This is a genomic window from Rhizobium leguminosarum (assembly GCF_001679785.1).
GTDB classification, from domain to species: Bacteria; Pseudomonadota; Alphaproteobacteria; order Rhizobiales; family Rhizobiaceae; genus Rhizobium; species Rhizobium leguminosarum_R.
Genome location: NZ_CP016286.1, coordinates 2,578,949 through 2,600,470, shown reverse-complemented (window position 1 = coordinate 2,600,470; position 21,522 = coordinate 2,578,949). Strand labels below are relative to the sequence as shown.

Genomic DNA, 21,522 nt, shown 5'->3' with positions numbered 1-21,522 from the left:
AGTGTCATGGACACGCCGATCGACGCGCGCAGGCTTGCGCCGACAACCGATAATCGTTGGGGTGCACATTTCCGTGCCACGCTGGCGCTCGGCATTCCGCTGATCGGCGCCCAGCTCGCTCAGCTCGGCATCCACACCACCGATGTGATGATCGTCGGACGTCTCGGCGCCGAGCAGCTGGCGGCGATGGTGCTGTCGGCCCAGTTCCTCTTCACGATCCTCATCTTCGGTTCGGGCTTTGCCATCGCCGTCATTCCGCTGGTAGCGCAGGCCTATGGCCGCGGCGACCTCGTCTCGGTGCGCCGGTCGCTGCGCATGGGCCTGTGGGTGGTGATCGCATACTGGGTCATCATGCAGCCGGCCTTCTTCAATGCGGAACAGATCCTGCTTTTTGCGCAGCAGAAGCCCGAGGTGGCCAAGCTCGCCCACGGCTATATCATGATCGGTCAGTTCGGCGTACTGCCGGCGCTGCTCTTCAACGTCATGCGCTCGCTTGTCAGTGCCATCGGCAAGGCAGGCGTCATCCTCAACGTCACCATCGTCACGCTGGTGATGAATGCGATCTTCGCCTATGCCCTGGTGCTAGGTCATTTCGGCTTTCCAGCAATGGGGCTCGAAGGGGCGGCGATCGTTTCGGTCGTCGTGCAGACAGCCGGCTTCCTCTTCATCCTGGCTTTCGTGCAGCGGCGGGAAGAGACGCGGCGCTACGAGATCTTCGTGCGATTCTGGAAACCCGACTGGCACGCGCTGCTGGAGGTCATCCGGCTCGGTTTCCCGATCAGCGTCACCATCCTCGCCGAGGTCAGTCTGTTCACGGTGGCCTCGCTGCTGATGGGCTATATCGGCACCATCGAGCTCGCCGCCCACGGCATAGCCCTGCAATGGGCCTCGATCGCCTTCATGATCCCACTCGGCCTCAGCCAGGCGGCAACGGTGCGCGTCGGTGTCGCGCATGGGCAGGGCGATTATCAGGGGCTGGTGCGCGCTTCGATCACCGTGCTCGTCCTCGCCTGCGCCATTTCGGCGGTGGGCAGCGTGCTTTTTGCCTCCATGCCGCAATTCCTCGGCAGCTGGTTCCTCGACGTCAACTCGCCCGAGGCGCCGGAGGTGCTTGCCTATGCCGGACCGCTGATCGTCGTTGCCGGGCTTTTCCAGCTCGTCGACGGGCTGCAGGTGATTGCCAATGGATTGCTGCGCGGCCTCAAGGACGCACGCGTGCCGATGATCATGGCGTTGATCGCCTACTGGCCGATCGGCTTCTTCCTCGCCTGGGCCTTTGCCTTGCCGCTCGGTTTCGGCGGCATCGGCATCTGGTTCGGCTTCCTCGTCGGGCTGGCGACGGCCGCCGTCATGCTCTGCGCACGCTTCTACCTTCTCCTTCGCCGCGAAGGAGTGACGGCCGGCGCCTAGAACGGGATGATTTTAGGCCGAGTCGCTTAAAATCATCCCGTTCTAAACCAAATAGTTAGAGCATGATGTCGTCCGAAAACCGCTGACACTTTTCGGCATCATGCTCTAGCCGGCCGTCTTTATCCTCAAGCCGCGACAGGTTTGTAGCTGGCAATATCGGCACGAATGCCGAGACGCGAAAACATTTCCTGCGGATCGAAATTTGCGGCCTTATGAGCGGCCGCCACGGCTGCCCGCGCGCGCTCGACGACTTCGGTATTTTCCCATTCGGCAATCGTGACGAAATTGAATTCGCCCGGACCAGCGACCTGCTCCAGCACCCTGTGATCGATGAAACCGTCCTGCGCTTCCAACACTTTGTGAGTCATCATCACTTTGACGAGAAATTCCTCGCGTGCCGCCGCCGGCACGATGAACTTGTCTACTCGAAAGAAAGCTCCGCTCATCCAGTTTTCTCCTGCATCTGATGTCTGCAGGCAGATCTGTAATTCCTCAAGTTAAGCTGAGGTCAATAGGCGGATAAAGAAAAAGGCCCGCCTGGGCGAACCTTTGGACTACTAACAAAGCGGGCCAACTCCTCTTTCGTCATGCTCGGGCTTGTCCCGAGCATCTGCCTTCGGTCGATATGTAGCAGATCCTCGGCACAGGGCCGAGGATGACGAAGAGTGAGGTTTGTCAACAAGTTCAAGGCCGACCTAGGCGGTCGGAAATCGCTAAGGCTTGAAATCAGCGTTCGGCGAGCGCCGGTTCGCCCTTCTTCTCGCGCACCATGTTGATGAAGCGGCGGAAGAGATAGTGGCTGTCCTGCGGGCCGGGAGAGGCTTCCGGATGATGCTGGACCGAGAAGACCTGCTTGCCGAGGACGCGCAGGCCGCAATTGGTGCCGTCGAAAAGCGAAATATGAGTCTCTTCAACACCATCCGGCAGCGACTTCGAGTCGACCGCGAAGCCGTGGTTCATCGAGACGATCTCGACCTTGCCTGTGGTATGGTCTTTGACGGGGTGGTTGGCACCATGATGGCCTTGATGCATCTTCTCGGTCTTCGCGCCGAGTGCCAGGCCCAGCATCTGGTGGCCGAGGCAGATGCCGAAGACCGGGATATCGGTCTTGATCAGCGTCTTGATCACAGGCACGGCATAGTCGCCGGTTGCCGCCGGATCGCCCGGACCGTTCGACAGGAAGATGCCGTCCGGCTGCATGGCGAGCACGTCTTCGGCGCTCGTTGCGGCCGGCACGACAGTCACCTTGCAGTCGAGGCCGGCAAACAGGCGCAGGATGTTGCGCTTGACGCCGTAATCCAGGCAGACGACGTGGTATTTCGCGTCCGCCGCCTTGAGCTCACCGTAACCTTCGTTCCAGACCCACGGCGTCTGAGACCATTGGGAGGACTGGCCCGACGAGGCGATCTTGGCGAGGTCGAGACCTTCGAGGCCGCTCCAGGCTTTGGCTTCGGCCTTCAGCGTCTCGATGTCGAAGACGCCGTTCGGATCGTGGGCGATCACCGCGTTTGGAGCGCCGTTCTCACGGATCCAGGCGGTCAGCGCGCGCGTGTCGATACCGCAGAGACCGATGACGCCGCGGGCCTTCAGCCATTGGTCGAGGTGCTTGGCGGCGCGGTAGTTCGAGGGCTCAGTGATGTCGGCCTTGAAGATGACGCCGACAGCGCCATGGCGGGCGGCAGGCGTCAGATCCTCGATGTCTTCATCATTGGTGCCGATATTGCCGACATGCGGGAAGGTGAAGGTGACGATCTGGCCGAGATAGGAGGGGTCCGTCAGGATCTCCTCATAGCCAGTGAGCGCTGTGTTGAAGACCACTTCGGCCGGCACCTTGCCGGTGGCGCCGATGCCCTTGCCTTCGATGACCGTGCCGTCGGCAAGAACGAGCAGGGCGGTCGGCTTTTCGATTGTCCAGGGTGCTGTCGCGGTCATCTTCATCCCGTTTCCGGCGATCGGTGCGCGCGTTGCCGCGGCTGGCCGCCTTTTGATCTCGCAGGCGTATGGACGCGGCAATGCCGCGAGCTCCAGGCCTGATCAAGAATTTTGGTGCAGGTGGCGGTAAATAGCCACGCAATCGCTTGCGGTCAATCTTTGTAGCCGAGATCGCGGCCGTTTTCCTGCGCTTTATCGCACTGACCGCGCAATTTATTTGATCCCCCGCATCAGCGTGGTTTATGAAGCGGCATCAAAACAGGAGTGAAGACCATGCTGCGCGATCAACTCGCCACCCAGCTGAAAGAGGCGATGAAGGCCAAGAATGCGGAGCGGCTTTCCACCGTCCGGCTGATTCAGGCCGCGGTCAAGGACCGCGATATCGCCAATCGCGGCATTGGCAAGGAGCAGGCGAGCGACGACGAGATCCTGCAGATTCTCGCCAAGATGGTGAAGCAGCGCGACGAATCGGCCAAGATCTACGAGGAGAATTCCCGACCGGAGCTTGCCGCCAAGGAGCGTGCCGAAATCACCGTCATCCAGGATTTCATGCCGAAGCAGCTGTCGGACAGTGAAGTGCGCGCCAACGTCTCGGCGATCATCACTGAAACGGGTGCCGCGGGCGCCAAGGACATGGGCAAGGTGATGGCGGCGCTCAAGGAGCGTTATGCCGGCCAGATGGATTTCGCCAAGGCGTCGGCGACCGTCAAGGAACTGTTGAACGGATAAGCCTCAGATGACGCGTCTTGCCTGCGGTTCGTCACGGACCGCAGGCCCGAGCACCGCTTCGGTGGCGGCATCGATGATGGCGAATTTCGCCGCTTGATAATTCCAGTATTCGCGGATGAATTGGCCCGACAGCCAGAAGTCGCCCTTGCGGGAGGGTTCGGTCCAGCCAATGCTCTCCATGGTCGCTGCCTGCATCAGAAGCCGCTTCAGGTGGGTATTGGAGATCATGAACTGTTCGCGGATTTCCCGGAGCGACAGAGGGCCGAGAACGACGCGGTCGGCTGTCCTTGGAAATTCCGGAAGGCGCGAGATCAGGTAGTCCATCACCAGCCCGCCGGAATTTGCCCAGTTGAAGAGGTTGAAGGTGGCGCCCGGATTGCGCACTGCTTCGCTTCCGATGATCGCCTTTGCGATCAGCGGCTGGATCGCCGCCATCATCGCCGGAGGATCGGCGGTGATCCTTTCGGCGCGCCCACCGCCGTCGAGGCTGTCGAGGATCATCATATGGGTGACGAGCCATCGGGTGAAATGCTGCTCGGCGATTTCGGTGGGTTCCAGGTAACGTGTGCGCTTATCGGGGCCGGGGACCGGCCGCAGGAAGCGATAGGCCAGCATTTCCTGCATGAAGGCCGCGGCTGTGTTGCGGCTGGCGATGTTGTTCCTGACCGCAAAATCGATGAAGCGGCCGGAATAGAGGCCGCCGCTCTTCCCGTCGTCGGAATAACCGTAGTGAAGCGCGAAGCCGGCATGGGCCATCAGCCAGCGCTGCTGCGCGGCGAAGATCGAGGCGATGCGCGGGCTCTCGCGATAGATGGCGAGCATCTGATCGGCGCAATGCAGGATCGCAGCGAGAAAGCGATCGTCTGCTGCAAGATTGTCCGCGGTAAAAGCCATTTGGAGAGGTCCAGGGAGTTCGGCGCATACATCTTTCATGCAGGCGCCGCCTGTCAACGGCTTTGTCAATAAGCGGTTAATTTCAAAGGGAGAGTTGTCGCAAAGAGAGCCAAAATTTAAGAAGGCAGGAGCTGGGGGCGCTCCTGCCTTCTTGCTCTTTGCTTCCACCGGCACGCAGGGTCGAAGCCCAAGCCGGAGGGTATTTGCAAAGGCACCCTTGCGAAGCGGCGCCGGGGGTAGGGATGGTGCTTCGCTCGGGGATCGCTTTGTTGAGATCGAACGTATTGCGGTGCGGCGGCTTATTCAAATTACAAAAAAATAATAATTGCCGGAATCGGCGGTTTGGAAGGCGTCGAAGCCGATTCTTGGGAGGCGGTGTGGAGGATGATGAAGCGCAATCACGAGAGGTAGTAATCCTTTGTTTACAAAAGAATTTCCTCAGTTCTATCAAGGGCCGCCGCTCTTGTTGAAGCGTTTATGACGGTGGAATTCCGGCCCCTGTGAGGACAATAATGTCGCACCCTGTCGCAGGGGGCGATAACGCGTTGTTGATTGGATAACCGGAGCCGCCGATGACGGCCGCATAGCCTGTGAATAGCGGGTTTTCATGACAAGTTTCGTGGCATGGAGCGGCAAAGCAGCTTATATGGAGATTGGCCAAGAGGTATAAATGCGCTTTTCCAACACCTTTCTCGATGATATTCGCGACCGCGTTCCGATTTCGAACGTGATTGCGCGCCGCGTGAGCTGGGACAAGCGCAAGACCAATGTGTCGCGCGGCGACTACTGGGCCTGCTGCCCGTTCCACGGCGAGAAATCGCCGAGCTTCCATTGCGAGGACCGAAAGGGACGCTACCACTGCTTCGGCTGTGGGGTGACAGGAGACCATTTCCGCTTCCTGACAGAACTTGAAGGTCTGAGTTTTCCCGAGGCGGTACAGCAGATCGCCGATATGGCCGGCGTGCCGATGCCGCTTGCCGATCCTGTGATAGAGAAGCGCGAGAAGGAGCGCGGCTCGCTGATCGACGTCATGGAAATGGCGACCCAATTTTTCCAGGATCAGCTGCAGACGGCGAATGGGGCGAGGGCGCGCGCTTATCTGCGCGACCGCGGATTGACAGGGCGCACTATCGAGACCTTCCGTCTCGGCTATGCGCCCGACAGCCGCAATGCGCTCAAGGAATTCCTCGCCGGCAAGGGTGTCTCCAAGGAGCAGATTGAGGCCTGCGGTCTGGTCGTCCATGAAAATGTGCCGGTTTCCTACGATCGTTTCCGCGACCGCATCATGTTCCCGATCCTGTCGTCGCGGGAAAAGGTGATCGCCTTCGGCGGCCGCGCCATGTCGGCCGATGCGCCGGCGAAATATCTGAACTCCAACGAGACGGAACTCTTTCACAAGGGCAATGTCCTTTACAATTTCGCCCGCGCGCGCCGCGCGATCCAGGGGCCGGGCCGCGGCGATCCTCAGGACGACAATGCGACCGGCACCATCATCGCCGTCGAAGGCTATATGGACGTGATCGCGCTGCATCAGGCGGGCATCGAGAATGCCGTTGCGCCGCTCGGCACGGCGCTCACCGAAAACCAGCTCGAGCTGCTCTGGAAGATGGTGCCGCAGCCGGTGCTCTGCTTCGACGGCGACGGCGCCGGCATCCGCGCCGCCAATCGCGCCGCCGAACTGGCGCTGCCGCATCTGAAGCCCGGCCGTTCCGTTCGCTTCGCGCTTCTGCCCGACGGCAAGGATCCCGACGATCTCGTGCGCGATGACGGGCGGGCGCCTTTCGACAAGGTGATGAGCCAGGCAAAGCCGCTCTCCGAGATGCTGTGGAGCCGGGAGGTCAACACCGGCAAGTTCGACACGCCCGAGGCGCGCGCCGAACTCGAGGCGCGGCTGAAGCAGCTGGTCGCCGTCATCGCCGACGAGAATGTCCGCCGTCACTACCAGCAGGATATTCGCGATCGGCTGAACGCCTTCTTCCAGCCGCAGTTCCAGAACCGCAACAATGGCGATCGCCGCGGCGGCTTCAACGGCAACGGCAATTACCGGACGGGCCGCGACAATGCCGGCAAGGCCGGGCCGAAAAGCCCCAGCGTCATTTCAGAAAGGCTCGCCCGCTCGGGTCCCGTGCGCGGCCACCAGAACAATACGGCGCTGCGCGAATGCGTGCTGGCGCTGACCGTCGTCAATCACCCCTCGCTGATGATCGACGATTATGACGAGATCGCCGCGATCGAATATGACAGCCGCGAGCTGCAGCGGCTCTGGTCGGCGATGCTGGGAGCAGCGGCTTCCGTCGCCGGCCCGCATCTGACGCGCGAATACCTGACTGAAAGGCTGGAATTCGAAGGCTTCGGTCCGCTCATCAAGAGCCTCGACCAGCAGGTGCGCAATGCCCGGCTGTGGATCGCGACCGAGCAGGCGGCGATGGAGGATGCGCGTGAGGGATACCGCCAGGCACTGGCCTCCCACAAGCGGGCGAAGGCGCTGCGCCGGCAGAAGATCGAACTCGAGCGTGAGATCGCGCTGGCGACCGAAGCCGGCGACGGCGAGGCGATCGTTCAGCTGATGCGAGCGCAGCAAGAAGTGCATTTCGAAGGGGTGCGCCTTGAGAACCAGGAGGCGATCATCGATGGCTTCGGCGTGCTTTCCGGCCGCGTCAAAGGGGCGGCGAACCACTGATGTCGCTGACCGAACGAAACGAACCGGGCTTTTCCGCTTCCGGCGCGCTGTTTTCTTCCGGCCGCTCGCCGCTCGATATCCTCAAGCAGGTCTACGGCTATTCCTCCTTCCGCGGCAAGCAGCAGCAAGTGATCGAGCATGTGGTTTCCGGCGGCGATGCGGTCGTGCTCTTTCCCACAGGCGCCGGTAAGTCGCTGTGCTTCCAGATCCCGGCGCTCTGCCGCGATGGCGTCGGCATCGTCGTTTCGCCGCTGATCGCGCTGATGCGCGATCAGGTGGAGGCGATGAAGCAGCTCGGCATCCGCGCCGCAGCACTCAACTCGTCGCTGTCGCGCGAGGAGTTCGTCGAGGTTCGCCGCGCGCTTTCGGCGGGCCAGCTCGACCTTCTCTACGTGACGCCCGAGCGCATTTTGACCGATGGGTTCCGCGAGCTGATCGCCAACGAGAAGATCGCGCTATTTGCGATTGACGAGGCCCATTGCGTCTCGCAATGGGGCCATGATTTCCGGCCGGAATATCGCGAACTCGGCCGGCTCGGCGAGCAATATCCCGGTGTGCCCAGGGTGGCGCTGACGGCGACGGCCGATCCGCATACGCGCGACGACATGATCGAGCGGCTGGGTTTGGACACAGCCCGGATCTTCACCACCAGTTTCGACCGCCCGAACATTGCCTACGAGATCGTCGAGCGCGACCAGCCGCGCCAGCAGCTGCTGCGGTTCCTGTCCGGCCACAAGGGCGACAGCGGCATCGTCTATTGCCTTTCGCGCGCCAAGGTCGAGGATACGGCCGAATGGCTGAACGGGCAGGGCATTCGCGCCCGTGCCTATCATGCCGGCATGGACAGGGCGGTTCGCGACGCCAATCAGGATGCCTTCCTGAAGGAAGAAAACCTCTGCCTGGTCGCGACCGTCGCCTTCGGCATGGGCATCGACAAACCGAACGTGCGTTATGTCGCCCATCTCGATCTGCCGGGTTCGGTGGAAGCCTATTATCAGGAGACAGGGCGCGCCGGGCGCGACGGACTGCCGTCCGATGTCTGGATGGCCTATGGTATGGCCGACGTCATCCAGCGCGGCCGGATGATCGACGAGGGCAATGCCGCCGCGGAGATCAAACGGGTCGAACGCGCCAAGCTCAACGCATTGCTGGCGATCTGCGAGACCGCCTCCTGCCGCCGCCAGGCAATCCTTGCCCATTTCGGCGAGGCGCATGCCGGCCAATGCGGCAATTGCGACACCTGCCTGAAGCCGGTCGAGACCTGGGAGGGCACGGAGGCGGCGATCAAGGCGCTGGCGGCGGTCTACCGCACCGGCGAGCGTTTCGGCGCTGGCCATGTCGTCGATGTCCTCCTCGGCAACATCAACGAAAAGACCGAACGTTTCGGCCACGCCGAAATGCCGGTCTTCGGCGCCGGCACGGATATTCCGGCGCGCGTCTGGCAGTCGGTCTTCCGCCAGTTGCTCGCCATGGGATTGATCCGCGTCGACCACGAGGCCTTCGGGGCGCTGAAGCTCGAGCCGGAGGCGCGCGCCGTCTTCAAACACGAGCGGCAGGTGTTCTTCCGCAAGGACCGGCCTGCCTCGGAACGGCGCACCAAGAAGGCCGAGCGAAGCGAGCGCAAATCGGGACTATCAGGCGCCGACGGCAGTCTCTTCGAGGCGCTCAGGGCCGAGCGCATGGCGATCGCCAAATCGCTCGGCGTACCGCCCTATGTCGTCTTTCCCGATACGACGCTGATTGCCTTCGCCACGGAGCGGCCTCGCAGCCGCAAGGAATTGCTCGCCATATCAGGCGTCGGGCAGGCGAAGCTCGAGCGTTACGGCGATGCTTTTCTGGAGATCATCCTGGCGCAGGACAACGGCTAGGCTGACTGGCGGCACCGTGTTTGCGCCTGCAAATCCCGGTTTTTCGAGGCCGACAGGCATGTTATGGTTCCATTGGGTTTGGGGGAACTCCGATGACAGCTTTCAGCAAAGCAGTAGTATCGCTGCCTGGCAGCGAGCGGATTGCCAGACATCCTCATGGCGGGCGAGTTATCATCTATTCGCTAGCGGAGGAAACCGGCGGCGCACTCGGCATGTGGGAGACCTTCTCTGCGCCCGGCACCGGTCCAACGCGACACACGCATACACGCGAAACCGAGGTGTTCCGGGTGATCGTTGGCACTTATCGTTTCTGGTGTGGCGACGAGCAGATTGACGCGCCTGTCGGCACCACGATCGTGCTGCCGCCCAATATTCCCCACCAGTGGAGGAACGTCGGGGACGTCCCAGGCCGGATGATGGGCATAGTCATCCCTGGCGGTTTCGAGCGCTTCTTCATGGAGCTGGAGCGTCTTGGCGCCGACACGCCGGAAAAGATCATCGCGATCCAGGAGGGTTTCGGGCTCATCGAAGGCTGATCCTTGAGATCGGCGGAGAGGGCATGATAGTGCTGCCTCGAAGAGGAGCGCCGATGGCCCAGAATATCTACGACCGACCGGAATTCTTCGCCGGATATAGCGGCATGAGACGATCCTTGCACGGGCTCGACGGAGCATCGGAGTGGCCGGCGGTGCGCGCGTTGCTGCCCGATCTTGCCGGCAAGCGTGTTGTCGATCTCGGCTGCGGCTTCGGCTGGTTTTCGCGTTTTGCCGTGAGCCAGGGTGCTGCAAGCGTGCTTGCGCTGGACATCTCGGAAAAGATGATCGCCAGAGCAAGGGCCGATACGGCGGATGCGGCGATCAGCTACGAGATCGCCGATCTCGAGCATCTCATGCTTGCTCAAGCTTCTTTCGATTTCGCCTATAGCTCGCTGGCGCTGCATTATATCGAGGATTTCGCCGGCCTCGCCGCGACGGTCTATCGCGCGCTTTTGCCGGGATCGCAATTCGTCTTCACCATCGAGCATCCGATCTTCATGGCGCCGACCAATCCCGCCTGGGCAGCCGACGCCGAGGGGCGGCGCATCTGGCCGCTCGACCGTTATTCCGTCGAAGGTCCGCGCACCACCGACTGGCTTGCCAAGGGTGTGGTCAAGCAGCACCGCAAGCTCGGCACGACGCTCAACACCTTGATCGCGGCCGGTTTTGCCATTCGCCATGTCGAGGAGTGGAGCCCGAACGAAGATGAGCTCCACGACAATCCAGATTGGGCGGAGGAGATGGACCGGCCGATGTTCCTGCTGATCTCGGTCCAGCGCTGAGAAGACAAGCCGGCGGCAATATGCTAACCCGGCGGGCAAACCGAAATCTCTGGGAAAGGCCGTCCATGACCTCGCAATTTCTCTCCCATCTCAGCAACGAGATCTCAGCGCTGAAGGATGCCGGCCTCTACAAATCCGAGCGCGTCATCAGCTCCAAGCAGGCGGGCGAGATCGCGATTTCCACCGGTGAGCGGGTGCTGAATTTCTGCGCCAACAACTATCTCGGCCTTGCCGACAACGAGGAACTGGCCGAGGCCGGCAAGCAGGCGCTCGACCGATACGGCTACGGCATGGCTTCGGTGCGCTTCATCTGCGGCACGCAGGAAGAGCATAAGCAGCTCGAAGCGCGCATCTCCTCTTTCCTCGGCATGGAAGACACGATCCTCTATTCCTCCTGCTTCGACGCCAATGGCGGCCTGTTCGAAACGCTGCTGTCGGAAGAGGACGCGATCATCTCGGACGCGCTGAACCATGCCTCGATCATCGACGGTGTGAGGCTTTCGAAGGCCAAGCGCTTCCGCTACGCCAACAACGATATGGCAGCGCTGGAAGAGGAACTGAAAAAGGCCGAAGGCAGCTGCTACAAGCTTGTCGCGACCGACGGTGTCTTCTCGATGGACGGGATCATCGCCAATTTGGGCGGCGTCTGCGATCTCGCCGAGAAATACGGCGCGATGGTCATGGTCGATGACAGCCATGCCGTCGGCTTCGTCGGCAAGAATGGCCGCGGTTCGCCGGAATATTGCGGTGTCGAGGGCCGGATCGACATCATCACCGGTACGCTCGGCAAGGCGCTTGGCGGCGCCTCGGGCGGCTATACCTCCGCCAAGGCAGAGGTCGTCGAATGGCTGCGGCAGCGCTCGCGGCCCTATCTGTTTTCGAACACGCTGGCGCCCGTCATCGCCGCCGCCTCGCTCAAGGTGTTCGACCTCATCGAAAACGGCGATGCCTTGCGCAAGCGCCTTTCCGACAATGCCGATCTGTTCCGCACAGAGATGACCAAGCTCGGCTTCACGCTTGCCGGCGAAGGCCATCCGATCATCCCCGTCATGCTTGGCGATGCCAAACTCGCCCAGGATATGGCAAGCTTGATGCTCAATAAGGGGATCTATGTGATCGGCTTCTCCTTCCCCGTCGTGCCGAAGGGCCAGGCCCGCATCCGCACGCAGATGTCGGCGGCGCATTCGCGGGCGGATGTGGAGCGGGCGATTGCGTCCTTTGCCGAGGCAGGGCGGGAACTGGGTGTGATTTGAGAAAGGCTTCCCCCTTCTCCCCAGCGGGGAGAAGATGTCCGTCAGGACAGATGAGCATCTGTGTTTGGTGTCAAGGTGGATTTGGTGTCCAGATGCGGTTTTTGGTGATGAGGGTATTTGCGAGCACGATGAGCTTTCGCATGACGGCGACGAGGACGACCTTATTGGGTTTTCCGGCCTTCTTCAGTCTTTCGGCGAAGTGTGCGAGGTCCGGGTTGTGACGGGAGGCGGACAGGGCGGCCATGTAGATGGCGTTCCTGGGTGCGGGGCGTCCGCCCCTGATGGCGCGATGTCCGGCCCGCTCGCCGCTTTCGCAGGCGAGCGGCGCAAGGCCAGCCAGCATGGCGGCCTGCTTGCCGGAGCAGGCGCCAAGTTCGCAAAGGCCAGCGATCAGGCTTGCGGCGGTGACGGCTCCGATGCCGGGAATGGAGATGAGGATGTCGAGGCGGCGGCGCATCTCGGGCTCGGCGCCGATGCTCCGCTGGATTTCGGCATCCAGTCTTGCGATATGGGTGTCGAGCGCGGCAAGCCGGCGCGTCAGTTCCTTGCGCAGGAAGGCGGTCACGGCCGTCTTCATCCGGTTGGACAGGGCGGTGCGTTCACCGTTGGCCGCAGATCGGGCATTGACCAGTTCCTGCAGGGCTTCCAGGGCTTGGTCCTGCGGTGGGGTCTGTGCGGGCTTGAGGGCTTCTCCCATGATGGCCAAAAGCCGCGCATCGAGCCGATCGGTCTTGGCGAGAAAGCCGCAAGCTTTGGCAAACAGCCGGGCGCGCAGCGGATCGACGACCGACACGTAAAAGCCATCGGCATGCAGCGAGCGCTGGACGGCGCGATGCCACTTGCCGGTCGCCTCCATGACAATATGCAGCGCCGAGCGCGGCATCTGACCAAGCGCATCGAGCTCCCGCTTGAGGCGGCGCAGGCCGGCCGTGTCGTTGGCCACCCGAAAACTGCGGCCGAGAGGATGCAGATGAATGTCCAGCCACTCTTTACAGACATCGATACCGACATAAACTGTCGCTATCGCGGTGCGTTCGGACGATACCTTGCCTTGCATACGGGACCTGCTCCCCACTATCTGTTCAGGACAAACGCGAAGGACGGGCGGACCAGGCTCATCCCCGGTTCAAGCCAAGGGGGTTACGGTCCCGCCCGTCCGACCTCTGGGGGATGGCCATCCCCCAGAGGTCGCACCCATCATCAATGGATGCAGTTTGAACATGCAAGGGGGCGGAGCGAAGCGACACCGTGAGCGTGAGCGAAGGGTAATTGATCTGGACGGCGTGCCGTGCCGCCCCCTCATCCGCCCTACGGGCACCTTCTCCCCGCTGGGGAGAAGAGGGGATAGCAAAGTCGGGCGCCAAGTAAGGGTGGATATTGTCGATGTCGAACATGATGAAGGCGCTGGTCAAAGCGAAACCGGAGGTTGGGCTCTGGATGGAGAATGTGCCGGTGCCCGAGGTCGGGCCGAACGATGTGCTGATCCGGGTGAAGAAATCGGCGATCTGCGGCACCGACGTCCATATCTGGAACTGGGATCAGTGGGCGCAGAAGACCATTCCGGTGCCGATGGTGGTCGGCCATGAATTCTCCGGCGAGATCGCCGAGATCGGCTCGGCTGTCACCCGCTATCATATCGGCGAGCGGGTCTCCGGCGAGGGGCATATCGTCTGCGGCAAATGCCGCAACTGCCGGGCGGGCAGGGGGCATCTTTGCCGAAATACGCTCGGTGTCGGCGTCAACCGCCCAGGTTCCTTCGGCGAGTTCGTCTGCATTCCCGAAAGCAATGTCGTGCCGATCCCGGACGATATATCAGACGAGATTGCCGCGATCTTCGATCCGTTCGGCAATGCCGTGCATACCGCGCTTTCCTTCGATCTCGTCGGCGAGGACGTGCTCGTCACTGGCGCCGGGCCGATCGGCATCATGGGCGCGCTCGTCGCCAAGCGCTCCGGCGCCCGCAAAGTCGTCATCACCGATATCAATCCACACCGTCTGGAGCTGGCGCGCAAGCTCGGCATCGACCACGTCGTCGATGCATCGAAGGAAAATCTCGCCGACGTGATGAAGGCGATCGGCATGACGGAAGGATTCGATGTCGGGCTGGAAATGTCGGGGGCCGCACCTGCCTTCCGCGACATGATCGACAAGATGAACAATGGCGGGAAGATCGCCATCCTCGGCATCGCGCCGGCCGGCTTCGAAATCGACTGGAACAAGGTGATCTTCAAGATGCTCAATCTCAAGGGCATCTACGGCCGCGAGATGTTCGAGACCTGGTACAAGATGATCGCTTTCGTCCAGGGCGGCCTCGATCTCGCGCCCATCATCACCCACCGGATCGGCATCGACGATTTCCGCGACGGCTTCGAGGCGATGCGGTCGGGCAATTCCGGCAAGGTTGTGATGGATTGGATGTAAGGAGACGACATGCTCTATGAAGGAAGCTGCCATTGCGGCAATGTGGCTTTCGAGGTCGAAGGCGAATTCACCGAGGCGCTCGACTGCAATTGTTCGCTTTGCCGCAGGCGCGGCGGGCTTCTCGCCTTCGTGCCGCGCGAGAAGCTGGTGCTGAAAACGCCGGAGGACAATCTCTCGACCTATACTTTCAACCGGCATGTCATTCGGCATCACTTCTGCGCCAATTGCGGCATCGCGCCGTTCGGCGAGGCCGTGGGTCCGAACGGCGCGGCCATGGCTTCGATCAATCTGCGCTGCATTCCCGCGGTCGATATCGGCGCTCTGACGGTGAAGGCGTATGACGGCGCGGCGCGCTAGCCAGCATTCCTCAAAGGCGAATATACCGTCGGCACAACTGCGAAAATGGCAGAAATGACTGGCACGATGGGCAAAATATTTGCTGCCCTTGTCTTTTGTTCGCAGCATCTTAAATAAGGGTTCGCAATCGATGCCGCGGTTCAAAGCCTGTGGATAAGGCTTTTTCCGAATTTTTGTGGGCTTTTTTTCTGGAAAAGCTTGACGAGAACAAAAAATGTGGGAATCACCGTTCGACTTGTTGAATGGTGAACTGGGTCAAGGCGGATCGCGCAACCATGGCCGGAAATCCAAAAGCAAGAAAGCTTTGCTGTCCGGTGCCGGTAATCGTGGTTAATCAGGCTTTAAATGTCATCCCGTTAGGTGGGCAAAGGTGATTCGAGGCGGCGCGTGCGGCGCGTCAGGCCCTGAGAAAGCCCGTTCACCGTAGCGAGATTGGATAGCGTCAGGAAGGCGACGATATAAATGGCAACCAAGGTCAAAGAGAACGAAGACGCGGAAGTCGAACGCGACAGCGCAAGCGACGGCCCTCTTCTCGATCTTTCCGACGACGCGGTCAAGAAGATGATCAAGGCCGCCAAGAAGCGCGGCTATGTGACCATGGACGAGCTCAACGCGGTCCTGCCGTCCGAAGAAGTGACGTCCGAGCAGATCGAAGACACGATGTCGATGCTGTCCGACATGGGCATCAACGTCATCGAAGACGAGGAAGCCGAGGAAGCCGGTGCTTCCGGCGGCAGCGATGACGACGACGCCGGCGGCGACGAGGAGAGCGAAGGCGGCGAACTCGCGCCTTCGAGCGGCACGGCGCTGGCGACCGCCAAGAAAAAAGAACCGACCGACCGTACCGACGATCCGGTTCGCATGTACCTGCGTGAGATGGGCTCGGTGGAGCTTCTTTCCCGCGAGGGCGAAATCGCGATCGCCAAGCGTATCGAGGCCGGCCGCGAGACGATGATCGCGGGTCTCTGTGAGAGCCCGCTGACCTTCCAGGCGCTGATCATCTGGCGCGACGAACTCAACGAGGGCACGACGCTGCTGCGCGAGATCATCGATCTCGAAACCACCTATTCCGGCCCTGAAGCCAAGGCTGCGCCGCAGTTCCAGAGCCCGGAGAAGATCGAAGCCGATCGCAAGCTGGCAGAGGAGAAGGAAAAGACCCGTCGCGCCCGCTCCGGCGACGACGACATCACCGATGTCGGCGGCGAAGGCCTGCCTCCCGAGGAGGAGGAAGAGGACGAGGACGAATCCAACCTTTCGCTGGCGGCGATGGAAGCCGAGCTTCGCCCGCAGGTGATGGAGACGCTTGATACGATCGCCGAGACCTACAAGAAGCTGCGCAAGCTGCAGGACCAGCAGGTCGAGCAGCGGCTGTCGGCTTCCGGCACGCTGTCCACCGCCCAGGAGCGCCGCTACAAGGAACTCAAAGATGAGCTCATCAAGGCCGTCAAATCTCTGTCCTTGAACCAGAACCGCATCGACGCCCTCGTCGAGCAGCTCTACGACATCAACAAGCGCCTCGTTTCCAACGAGGGCCGCCTGCTGCGTCTGGCCGAATCCTATGGCGTCAAGCGTGACTCCTTCCTGGAACAGTATCAGGGCGCCGAGCTCGATCCGAACTGGATGAAGTCGATCGGCAATCTGGCCGCCCGCGGCTGGAAGGAATTCGCCAGGGGCGAAAACACGACGATCCGCGACATTCGCCAGGAAATCCAGAATCTGGCGACCGAGACCGGTATCTCGATCTCGGAATTCCGCCGCATCGTTCATATGGTGCAGAAGGGCGAGCGCGAAGCGCGTATCGCCAAGAAGGAAATGGTCGAAGCGAACCTTCGCCTCGTCATCTCCATCGCCAAAAAGTATACGAACCGCGGCCTGCAGTTCCTCGACCTCATTCAGGAAGGCAATATCGGCCTGATGAAAGCGGTCGACAAGTTCGAATACCGCCGCGGCTACAAGTTCTCGACCTATGCGACATGGTGGATCCGTCAGGCGATCACCCGTTCGATCGCCGACCAGGCCCGCACGATCCGCATTCCGGTGCACATGATCGAGACGATCAACAAGATCGTCCGCACGTCGCGCCAGATGCTGCATGAGATCGGCCGCGAGCCGACGCCGGAAGAACTGGCCGAAAAGCTCGCCATGCCGCTCGAAAAGGTCCGCAAGGTCCTGAAGATCGCCAAGGAGCCGATCTCGCTCGAAACCCCGGTGGGCGACGAAGAGGATTCGCATCTCGGCGATTTCATCGAGGACAAGAACGCGCTGCTGCCGATCGACGCCGCCATCCAGGCGAACCTGCGCGAGACGACGACCCGTGTTCTCGCCTCGCTGACGCCGCGCGAGGAACGTGTTCTGCGCATGCGCTTCGGCATCGGCATGAACACCGACCACACGCTTGAAGAAGTCGGCCAGCAGTTCTCGGTCACCCGCGAACGTATCCGCCAGATCGAGGCGAAGGCGCTGCGCAAGCTGAAGCATCCGAGCCGCTCCAGGAAGCTGAGAAGCTTCCTCGACAGCTAGGGTTTCGGCCACGCCGTTCTGACTATTGGAAAAGCCGGGCTTCATGCCCGGCTTTTGCTTTTCATGATTAATACCAATGATCCCGCCGCCTTTCTTGTCCCTCCACGGTGACAAGCCTATAATCCGGCCACGGGGGAAGGCATCGATCGCCGCGCGCGAGCGAGGGCCGACGTGTGCCTGTGTGAACTAATCCTCCGCTAGATCCGGATAATTTCAGGCCTGACGGGCCTGAAATCTGAATCCGGATCCACATCAAAGAAATAGGGCATGACACCGTCCGAAAACCGCTGAGACTTTTCGGCATCATGCTCTGGGAGGTGCGACATGACCACTTACATTCTTTTGATCAATTGGACGGATCAGGGCATCCGCAATGTCCGCGACTCGGCAAAACGACTCGATGCCGCGAAGAAATTGCTCACCAGCGTCGGCGGCTCCTTCAACCAGTTCTATCTGACGATGGGCGGGCACGACATGGTCGCCGTCTGCGAGGCGCCCGATGACGCCGTCATGGCGCATTTTACCCTCTCGCTGGCGATGGGCGGCAATGTTCGGACTGAGACGCTGAAGGCATTCCCGGAAGCCGCCTACCGGGATCTCATCGGCTCACTCGGGTAGCCGAAGGCCAGAGATCGTCGGTCTTGAAGGTTGCGGAGCGTTAGCTGCGCTGGCAGTGTCGCGGCGTGCTCCAATTTCCGCGGCAGGCTCCGGCCCGACTTTTTTGGAGAAGGTCAGCGGCAACAATGTCGAGGTGAAGGGCGGCGCCTTCCGCAGCAAACGGAAATGGTACAACATTCAGTTCAAATGCGAACTCGATGCCGGCTCCGGCAAGGTCGTGTCCTTTGCCTTCCTCGTCGGCGATGCCATTCCGCGAGATGAATGGCAGAAGCACAATCTGGTGGCCGACGATGGAGTGGCCGGCCAATAACCCTCATCGCTGCTCGATCACGCGGTTTTTTTCTTTTGTGGCTTGATGCTGCCGGTTTTAGAGGCCACATCGCTGCTGTGACAGAAGAAGACGTAGAACCGGCGGAAGCGCAGCACGAAACGGGAAAACAGCGGCCTGAAATCCGCTGGGGCGTCGTCGCGTCCGTTGTCGCGCATATTCCTATCGTTGCTCTTCTCATTTTCGGGCTGCCGAAGATTGAGCCGAAACCTGCCGAAGACGAGAGTGTGAAAGTGGAGCTCGTTCCGCCGCCGGAGGAGAAGAAGCCCGAGCCCAAGCCAAAGCCACCCGAGCCGAAGCCGCCGGAAGAGGCCAAGAAGGAACCACCTCCACCGCCTCCGCCACCGCCACCACCGCCGCCGTCGGAAGCTGCAAAGCCTCAGGCAGAACCTCCAAGGTCGCGCACTTTTCGTCCGGTGCTTGAATTTGCCGACAAGGATTCAGCGCCGAAAGAAAAGGCACAGGGAGAGCCTCAGCGGGCGGAAGCGCCAAAGCCACCAATTGCTGATGTAAAACCGGAGGAGGCACCAGTCGAGCCGCCGCAGCCCAAAAAGCCTCAAGTTTCGGAGACAATGACTGCGGCGAATCCGGTGCCTCAGGATATTGAACTTCCACAGGTGGAGGCTGTTGAGGCTAACCCGGAAAAGAACGGGCCGGCTGCTACAGGACAGGACGAGACAAAGACGAATTTCGAGCAGGCGAAGCCACCCGAGGACACAACGATGTCAGCACCCTCGACGCTGCCGAAAGCCGAGGCAAAGGAGGCGGACGAAATGATCAAGGCGAAGACGCTGTTTTCCGAGAAGGCAATCGCCAGTCCGATGATCAAGACCGCGATCAGCAATCTGCCGCGAGGAGAGCGTATCAACCAGCTTTGCCAGACCGAACTCAGGCAGCAACTGATCCATTCGGCCCCGCAATATCAACCGCGTTGGCTACCTTCCTACTCACTTTTGAGTGGAAGTGTACTTGATGCACGGCGTGGGGCCTTCAAGAGCGGCAATGAATGGTTTGAGGTCAGATTCAGGTGCGAAGTGGATAATGATGCGACGAAGGTCATATCCTTCGAGTATGATGTCGGAAATTCGGTTCCGCGCAGCGAATGGAAAAACCGTCGCTTTCCTGAAGACTAACGATCGGGAAAGAGTTCGACCGCTGCAATAAGCCCCACGCAAGGAACCGCACCTAGCTTCTTCCTATGGCCGTGATGATTCCGGTGAAGAAGGGACAAATGATATGTCGAACGAGATTGAGCGTTTTTTTGAGCATCAGGACGAAGCCGTCAGTGCGCTGTTCCTGGAAAACAAGGGCGACGAGCTGACCGATATTCTGGTGGCTGCTCTGGAAGAGGCTTTTGAAATCCTTCTCGAAGCCGCACCCGCCGAAACCGTTCATTGAGGTCGCGGAGGCCCGTTCAGTCTGCCAATGTGCGTTGAGCGATCGCGCCGCTTGTGTTGTCCCGCCCTGTCGGGATAATGCGCCAGCATCAATGGCCTGGATATCATGTCGATTTTCCAAGAGGATCAACCGCCGTCGGCGAGCGCGCTCGATGCCCGTCTGGCTGGTTACCGGTTCGAACGCGATGCGCTCGGCCGCTCCGCCGCAAGTGTCTTCCGGCTGGAAGCTCCGGGATTGCCGACGCTTTATCTGAAGGTCGAAGAGGCTGGTGCTTTCGGCGAACTCGCTGACGAAGCCGTCAGGCTTCGCTGGGTCAAGGCTTCCGGTCTGCCCTGTCCTGGTGTCATTGCAGAGGATAGCGATGGTGCGCGCAACCGGCTGCTGATCAGCGCGCTGCCCGGGAGTGATCTCGCCAGCGCATCAGTGCTGACGCCGCTTGCGCGGGTTGAGCTGCTGGCTGCGGCGCTTCTTGACCTGCATCGCCTGCCGATCGCATCCTGCCCCTTCGATCACCGGCTGGAGAGGCGTATCGCGGTGGCGAAAGCGCGGATGCAGGCCGGTATCGTCGACGAGACCGATTTCGATGAGACGCGGCTTGGAAAGAGGGCGGAGGCTCTGTTTGCCGATCTCGAAAGCGGGAGGCCTGGCCGCGAGGATCTCGTCGTTACCCATGGTGATGCCTGTCTGCCGAATTTCATCGCTTCGGAAGACGGGTTCTCCGGCTACATCGACTGCAGTCGTCTCGGCGTCGCCGACCGCTATCAGGATATCGCACTCGCCTGCCGCAGCATCGCCCACAATTTCGGCGAGGCGCTGGTGCAGGCCTTCCTTGATCGCTACGGCATGCCGGCCACGGATCCGGCGAGACTCGATTATTATCAGCTGCTCGACGAGTTCTTCTAGGCAGGCATCCTAGCCGCCATGATTGCGTCATCTCACCGTGGCTGGCAGAGTGTCCGGCGATCGGACCTGCGGACAGAGAATGGCGAAAAACCAGTTCAGGATGTTGCGCTCGGCGCTATCAGGTGTCGAAGCGGTGGAGGCGGAAACGCATCACAGCTTTGCGCGCCATACGCATGAGCAGTTCGGCATCGGCCTGATGTCCGCCGGTGCGCAGTCGTCGCTCAGTGGCCGAGGCGTGGTGGAGGCCGAGGCCGGTGACATCATCACGGTCAATCCGAACGAGGTGCATGACGGCGCGCCGATCGGCGAGGGGCGATCGTGGCGCATCCTCTATTTCGATCCCGCCATCGTCAGCGGTCTGTCACGAGAGATCACCGAAAGCGGGGTAGCACGATCGGAAATCCCGCATCCCGTCATCCGCAATGCGGCGATCGCTGCCCGCTTCGAAACGCTGTTTGGCGCGGTGACCGGCGGCGGGGCGACGGCGGAGCTGCTTCGCGAGGAACTGCTTCTGCAACTCGTCGCCGATGTCATGCGGGAGTGTTCTGGTACCGAAGAGCGGCCACTGGTACCGGCGTCGATCCGCGCGGCCCGAGACCTGATCGATGATGATCCGCTTGCCGCCGTCTCGCTCGCCGACCTCTCCAGGGAAAGCGGGCTCAGCCGCTTCCAGGTGCTGCGCGGTTTTGCCAAGGCGACCGGATTGACCCCGCATGCCTATCTCGTCCAGGCCCGAATCCATATCGCCCGACGGCTGATCGCTCAGGGCATGCCGCTTGCGGAAGCGGCCTTTGCCAGCGGCTTTGCCGACCAGAGCCACATGACGCGCGTCTTCGTGCGCAAATACGGTCTGTCGCCGCGCCTCTATGCCGGCGCCTTTCTCTGAGCAGCTT

Annotated in this window: 19 protein-coding genes and 1 pseudogene; 16 read left to right on the top strand and 4 right to left on the bottom strand. The window is 61.1% G+C overall.

The window, feature by feature from the left end; genetic code table 11:
- The first annotated feature begins 6 nt into the window (after nt 1–6).
- Nucleotides 7–1,410, top strand: a complete 1,404-nt coding sequence (locus tag BA011_RS13020) for an MATE family efflux transporter (protein ID WP_065280777.1) — start codon at nt 7–9, stop codon at nt 1,408–1,410.
- A 125-nt stretch (nt 1,411–1,535) separates the two neighbouring features.
- Here the strand turns inward: BA011_RS13020 and BA011_RS13015 are convergent, their stop codons facing one another.
- Together BA011_RS13015 and carA are read right to left on the bottom strand one after the other, a co-directional pair.
- Nucleotides 1,536–1,856 (bottom strand): antibiotic biosynthesis monooxygenase family protein, encoded by a 321-nt coding sequence (locus tag BA011_RS13015; RefSeq protein ID WP_065280776.1) that lies wholly within the window; start codon nt 1,854–1,856, stop codon nt 1,536–1,538.
- A 280-nt stretch (nt 1,857–2,136) separates the two neighbouring features.
- A complete protein-coding gene (gene carA / locus BA011_RS13010; protein ID WP_065282526.1) occupies nt 2,137–3,342 on the bottom strand; it encodes a glutamine-hydrolyzing carbamoyl-phosphate synthase small subunit in 1,206 nt (401 codons plus the stop codon).
- 273 nt (nt 3,343–3,615) lie between these two features.
- Here carA and BA011_RS13005 point away from each other — a divergent pair, with 273 nt between their 5' ends.
- Nucleotides 3,616–4,071 (top strand): GatB/YqeY domain-containing protein, encoded by a 456-nt coding sequence (locus tag BA011_RS13005; RefSeq protein WP_065280775.1) that lies wholly within the window; start codon nt 3,616–3,618, stop codon nt 4,069–4,071.
- A gap of 3 nt (nt 4,072–4,074) precedes the next feature.
- On the opposite strand, the gene BA011_RS13000 is transcribed toward BA011_RS13005, so the two are convergent.
- Nucleotides 4,075–4,965: a hypothetical protein gene (locus BA011_RS13000; protein WP_065280774.1), complete on the bottom strand. Its 891-nt coding sequence runs from the start codon at nt 4,963–4,965 to the stop codon at nt 4,075–4,077.
- 670 nt (nt 4,966–5,635) lie between these two features.
- Between BA011_RS13000 and dnaG the strand changes: the two genes are divergently transcribed.
- From dnaG to BA011_RS12975, 5 genes are all read left to right on the top strand, one after another.
- Nucleotides 5,636–7,645 (top strand): DNA primase, encoded by a 2,010-nt coding sequence (gene dnaG / locus BA011_RS12995; protein WP_065280773.1) that lies wholly within the window; start codon nt 5,636–5,638, stop codon nt 7,643–7,645.
- Nucleotides 7,645–9,513: a DNA helicase RecQ gene (gene recQ / locus BA011_RS12990; RefSeq protein ID WP_065280772.1), complete on the top strand. Its 1,869-nt coding sequence runs from the start codon at nt 7,645–7,647 to the stop codon at nt 9,511–9,513. The genes dnaG and recQ overlap by 1 nt, the downstream gene beginning before the upstream one ends.
- A 92-nt stretch (nt 9,514–9,605) precedes the next feature.
- Entirely contained in the window at nt 9,606–10,049 is a 444-nt protein-coding gene (locus BA011_RS12985; RefSeq protein WP_065280771.1) for a cupin domain-containing protein, read from the top strand.
- A 53-nt stretch (nt 10,050–10,102) separates the two neighbouring features.
- A complete protein-coding gene (locus BA011_RS12980; RefSeq protein WP_065280770.1) occupies nt 10,103–10,831 on the top strand; it encodes a class I SAM-dependent methyltransferase in 729 nt (242 codons plus the stop codon).
- Between the two features lie 65 nt (nt 10,832–10,896).
- On the top strand, nt 10,897–12,084 hold the full coding sequence (locus BA011_RS12975) for a glycine C-acetyltransferase (RefSeq protein ID WP_065280769.1): 1,188 nt from the start codon (nt 10,897–10,899) through the stop codon (nt 12,082–12,084).
- 70 nt (nt 12,085–12,154) lie between these two features.
- Here BA011_RS12975 and BA011_RS12970 read toward each other — a convergent pair whose 3' ends face one another.
- Nucleotides 12,155–13,141, bottom strand: coding sequence for an IS110 family transposase (locus BA011_RS12970; RefSeq protein ID WP_065280768.1), 987 nt, complete (start codon nt 13,139–13,141; stop codon nt 12,155–12,157).
- Between the two features lie 326 nt (nt 13,142–13,467).
- On the opposite strand from BA011_RS12970, the gene tdh reads away from it, so the two are divergent.
- The 9 genes and pseudogenes from tdh to BA011_RS12930 all read left to right on the top strand — a co-directional run bounded on the left by tdh (nt 13,468) and on the right by BA011_RS12930 (nt 21,515).
- Complete coding sequence (tdh, locus tag BA011_RS12965) at nt 13,468–14,505, top strand: L-threonine 3-dehydrogenase (RefSeq protein ID WP_003541611.1); 1,038 nt, start codon at nt 13,468–13,470, stop codon at nt 14,503–14,505.
- 9 nt (nt 14,506–14,514) lie between these two features.
- Nucleotides 14,515–14,862 carry a GFA family protein gene (locus tag BA011_RS12960; RefSeq protein ID WP_065280767.1) on the top strand — a complete coding sequence of 116 codons (348 nt, stop codon included), beginning with the start codon at nt 14,515–14,517 and terminating at the stop codon, nt 14,860–14,862.
- Nucleotides 14,863–15,324: 462 nt separating this feature from the next.
- Nucleotides 15,325–17,382: an RNA polymerase sigma factor RpoD gene (gene rpoD / locus BA011_RS12955; protein WP_017961411.1), complete on the top strand. Its 2,058-nt coding sequence runs from the start codon at nt 15,325–15,327 to the stop codon at nt 17,380–17,382.
- A gap of 324 nt (nt 17,383–17,706) precedes the next feature.
- Nucleotides 17,707–18,000: a GYD domain-containing protein gene (locus tag BA011_RS12950; RefSeq protein ID WP_064651886.1), complete on the top strand. Its 294-nt coding sequence runs from the start codon at nt 17,707–17,709 to the stop codon at nt 17,998–18,000.
- Nucleotides 18,001–18,103: 103 nt separating this feature from the next.
- Nucleotides 18,104–18,310, top strand: a pseudogene (locus BA011_RS12945) (DUF930 domain-containing protein); the annotation flags it as partial.
- 35 nt (nt 18,311–18,345) lie between these two features.
- Nucleotides 18,346–19,461, top strand: coding sequence for a DUF930 domain-containing protein (locus BA011_RS12940; protein ID WP_151343466.1), 1,116 nt, complete (start codon nt 18,346–18,348; stop codon nt 19,459–19,461).
- Nucleotides 19,462–19,564: 103 nt separating this feature from the next.
- Nucleotides 19,565–19,726 (top strand): hypothetical protein, encoded by a 162-nt coding sequence (locus BA011_RS44290; protein ID WP_164986508.1) that lies wholly within the window; start codon nt 19,565–19,567, stop codon nt 19,724–19,726.
- 105 nt (nt 19,727–19,831) lie between these two features.
- Nucleotides 19,832–20,629 (top strand): APH(3')-II family aminoglycoside O-phosphotransferase, encoded by a 798-nt coding sequence (locus BA011_RS12935; protein ID WP_065280765.1) that lies wholly within the window; start codon nt 19,832–19,834, stop codon nt 20,627–20,629.
- A 79-nt stretch (nt 20,630–20,708) separates the two neighbouring features.
- Nucleotides 20,709–21,515 (top strand): helix-turn-helix transcriptional regulator, encoded by an 807-nt coding sequence (locus BA011_RS12930; protein ID WP_065280764.1) that lies wholly within the window; start codon nt 20,709–20,711, stop codon nt 21,513–21,515.
- Nucleotides 21,516–21,522 lie beyond the last annotated feature (7 nt).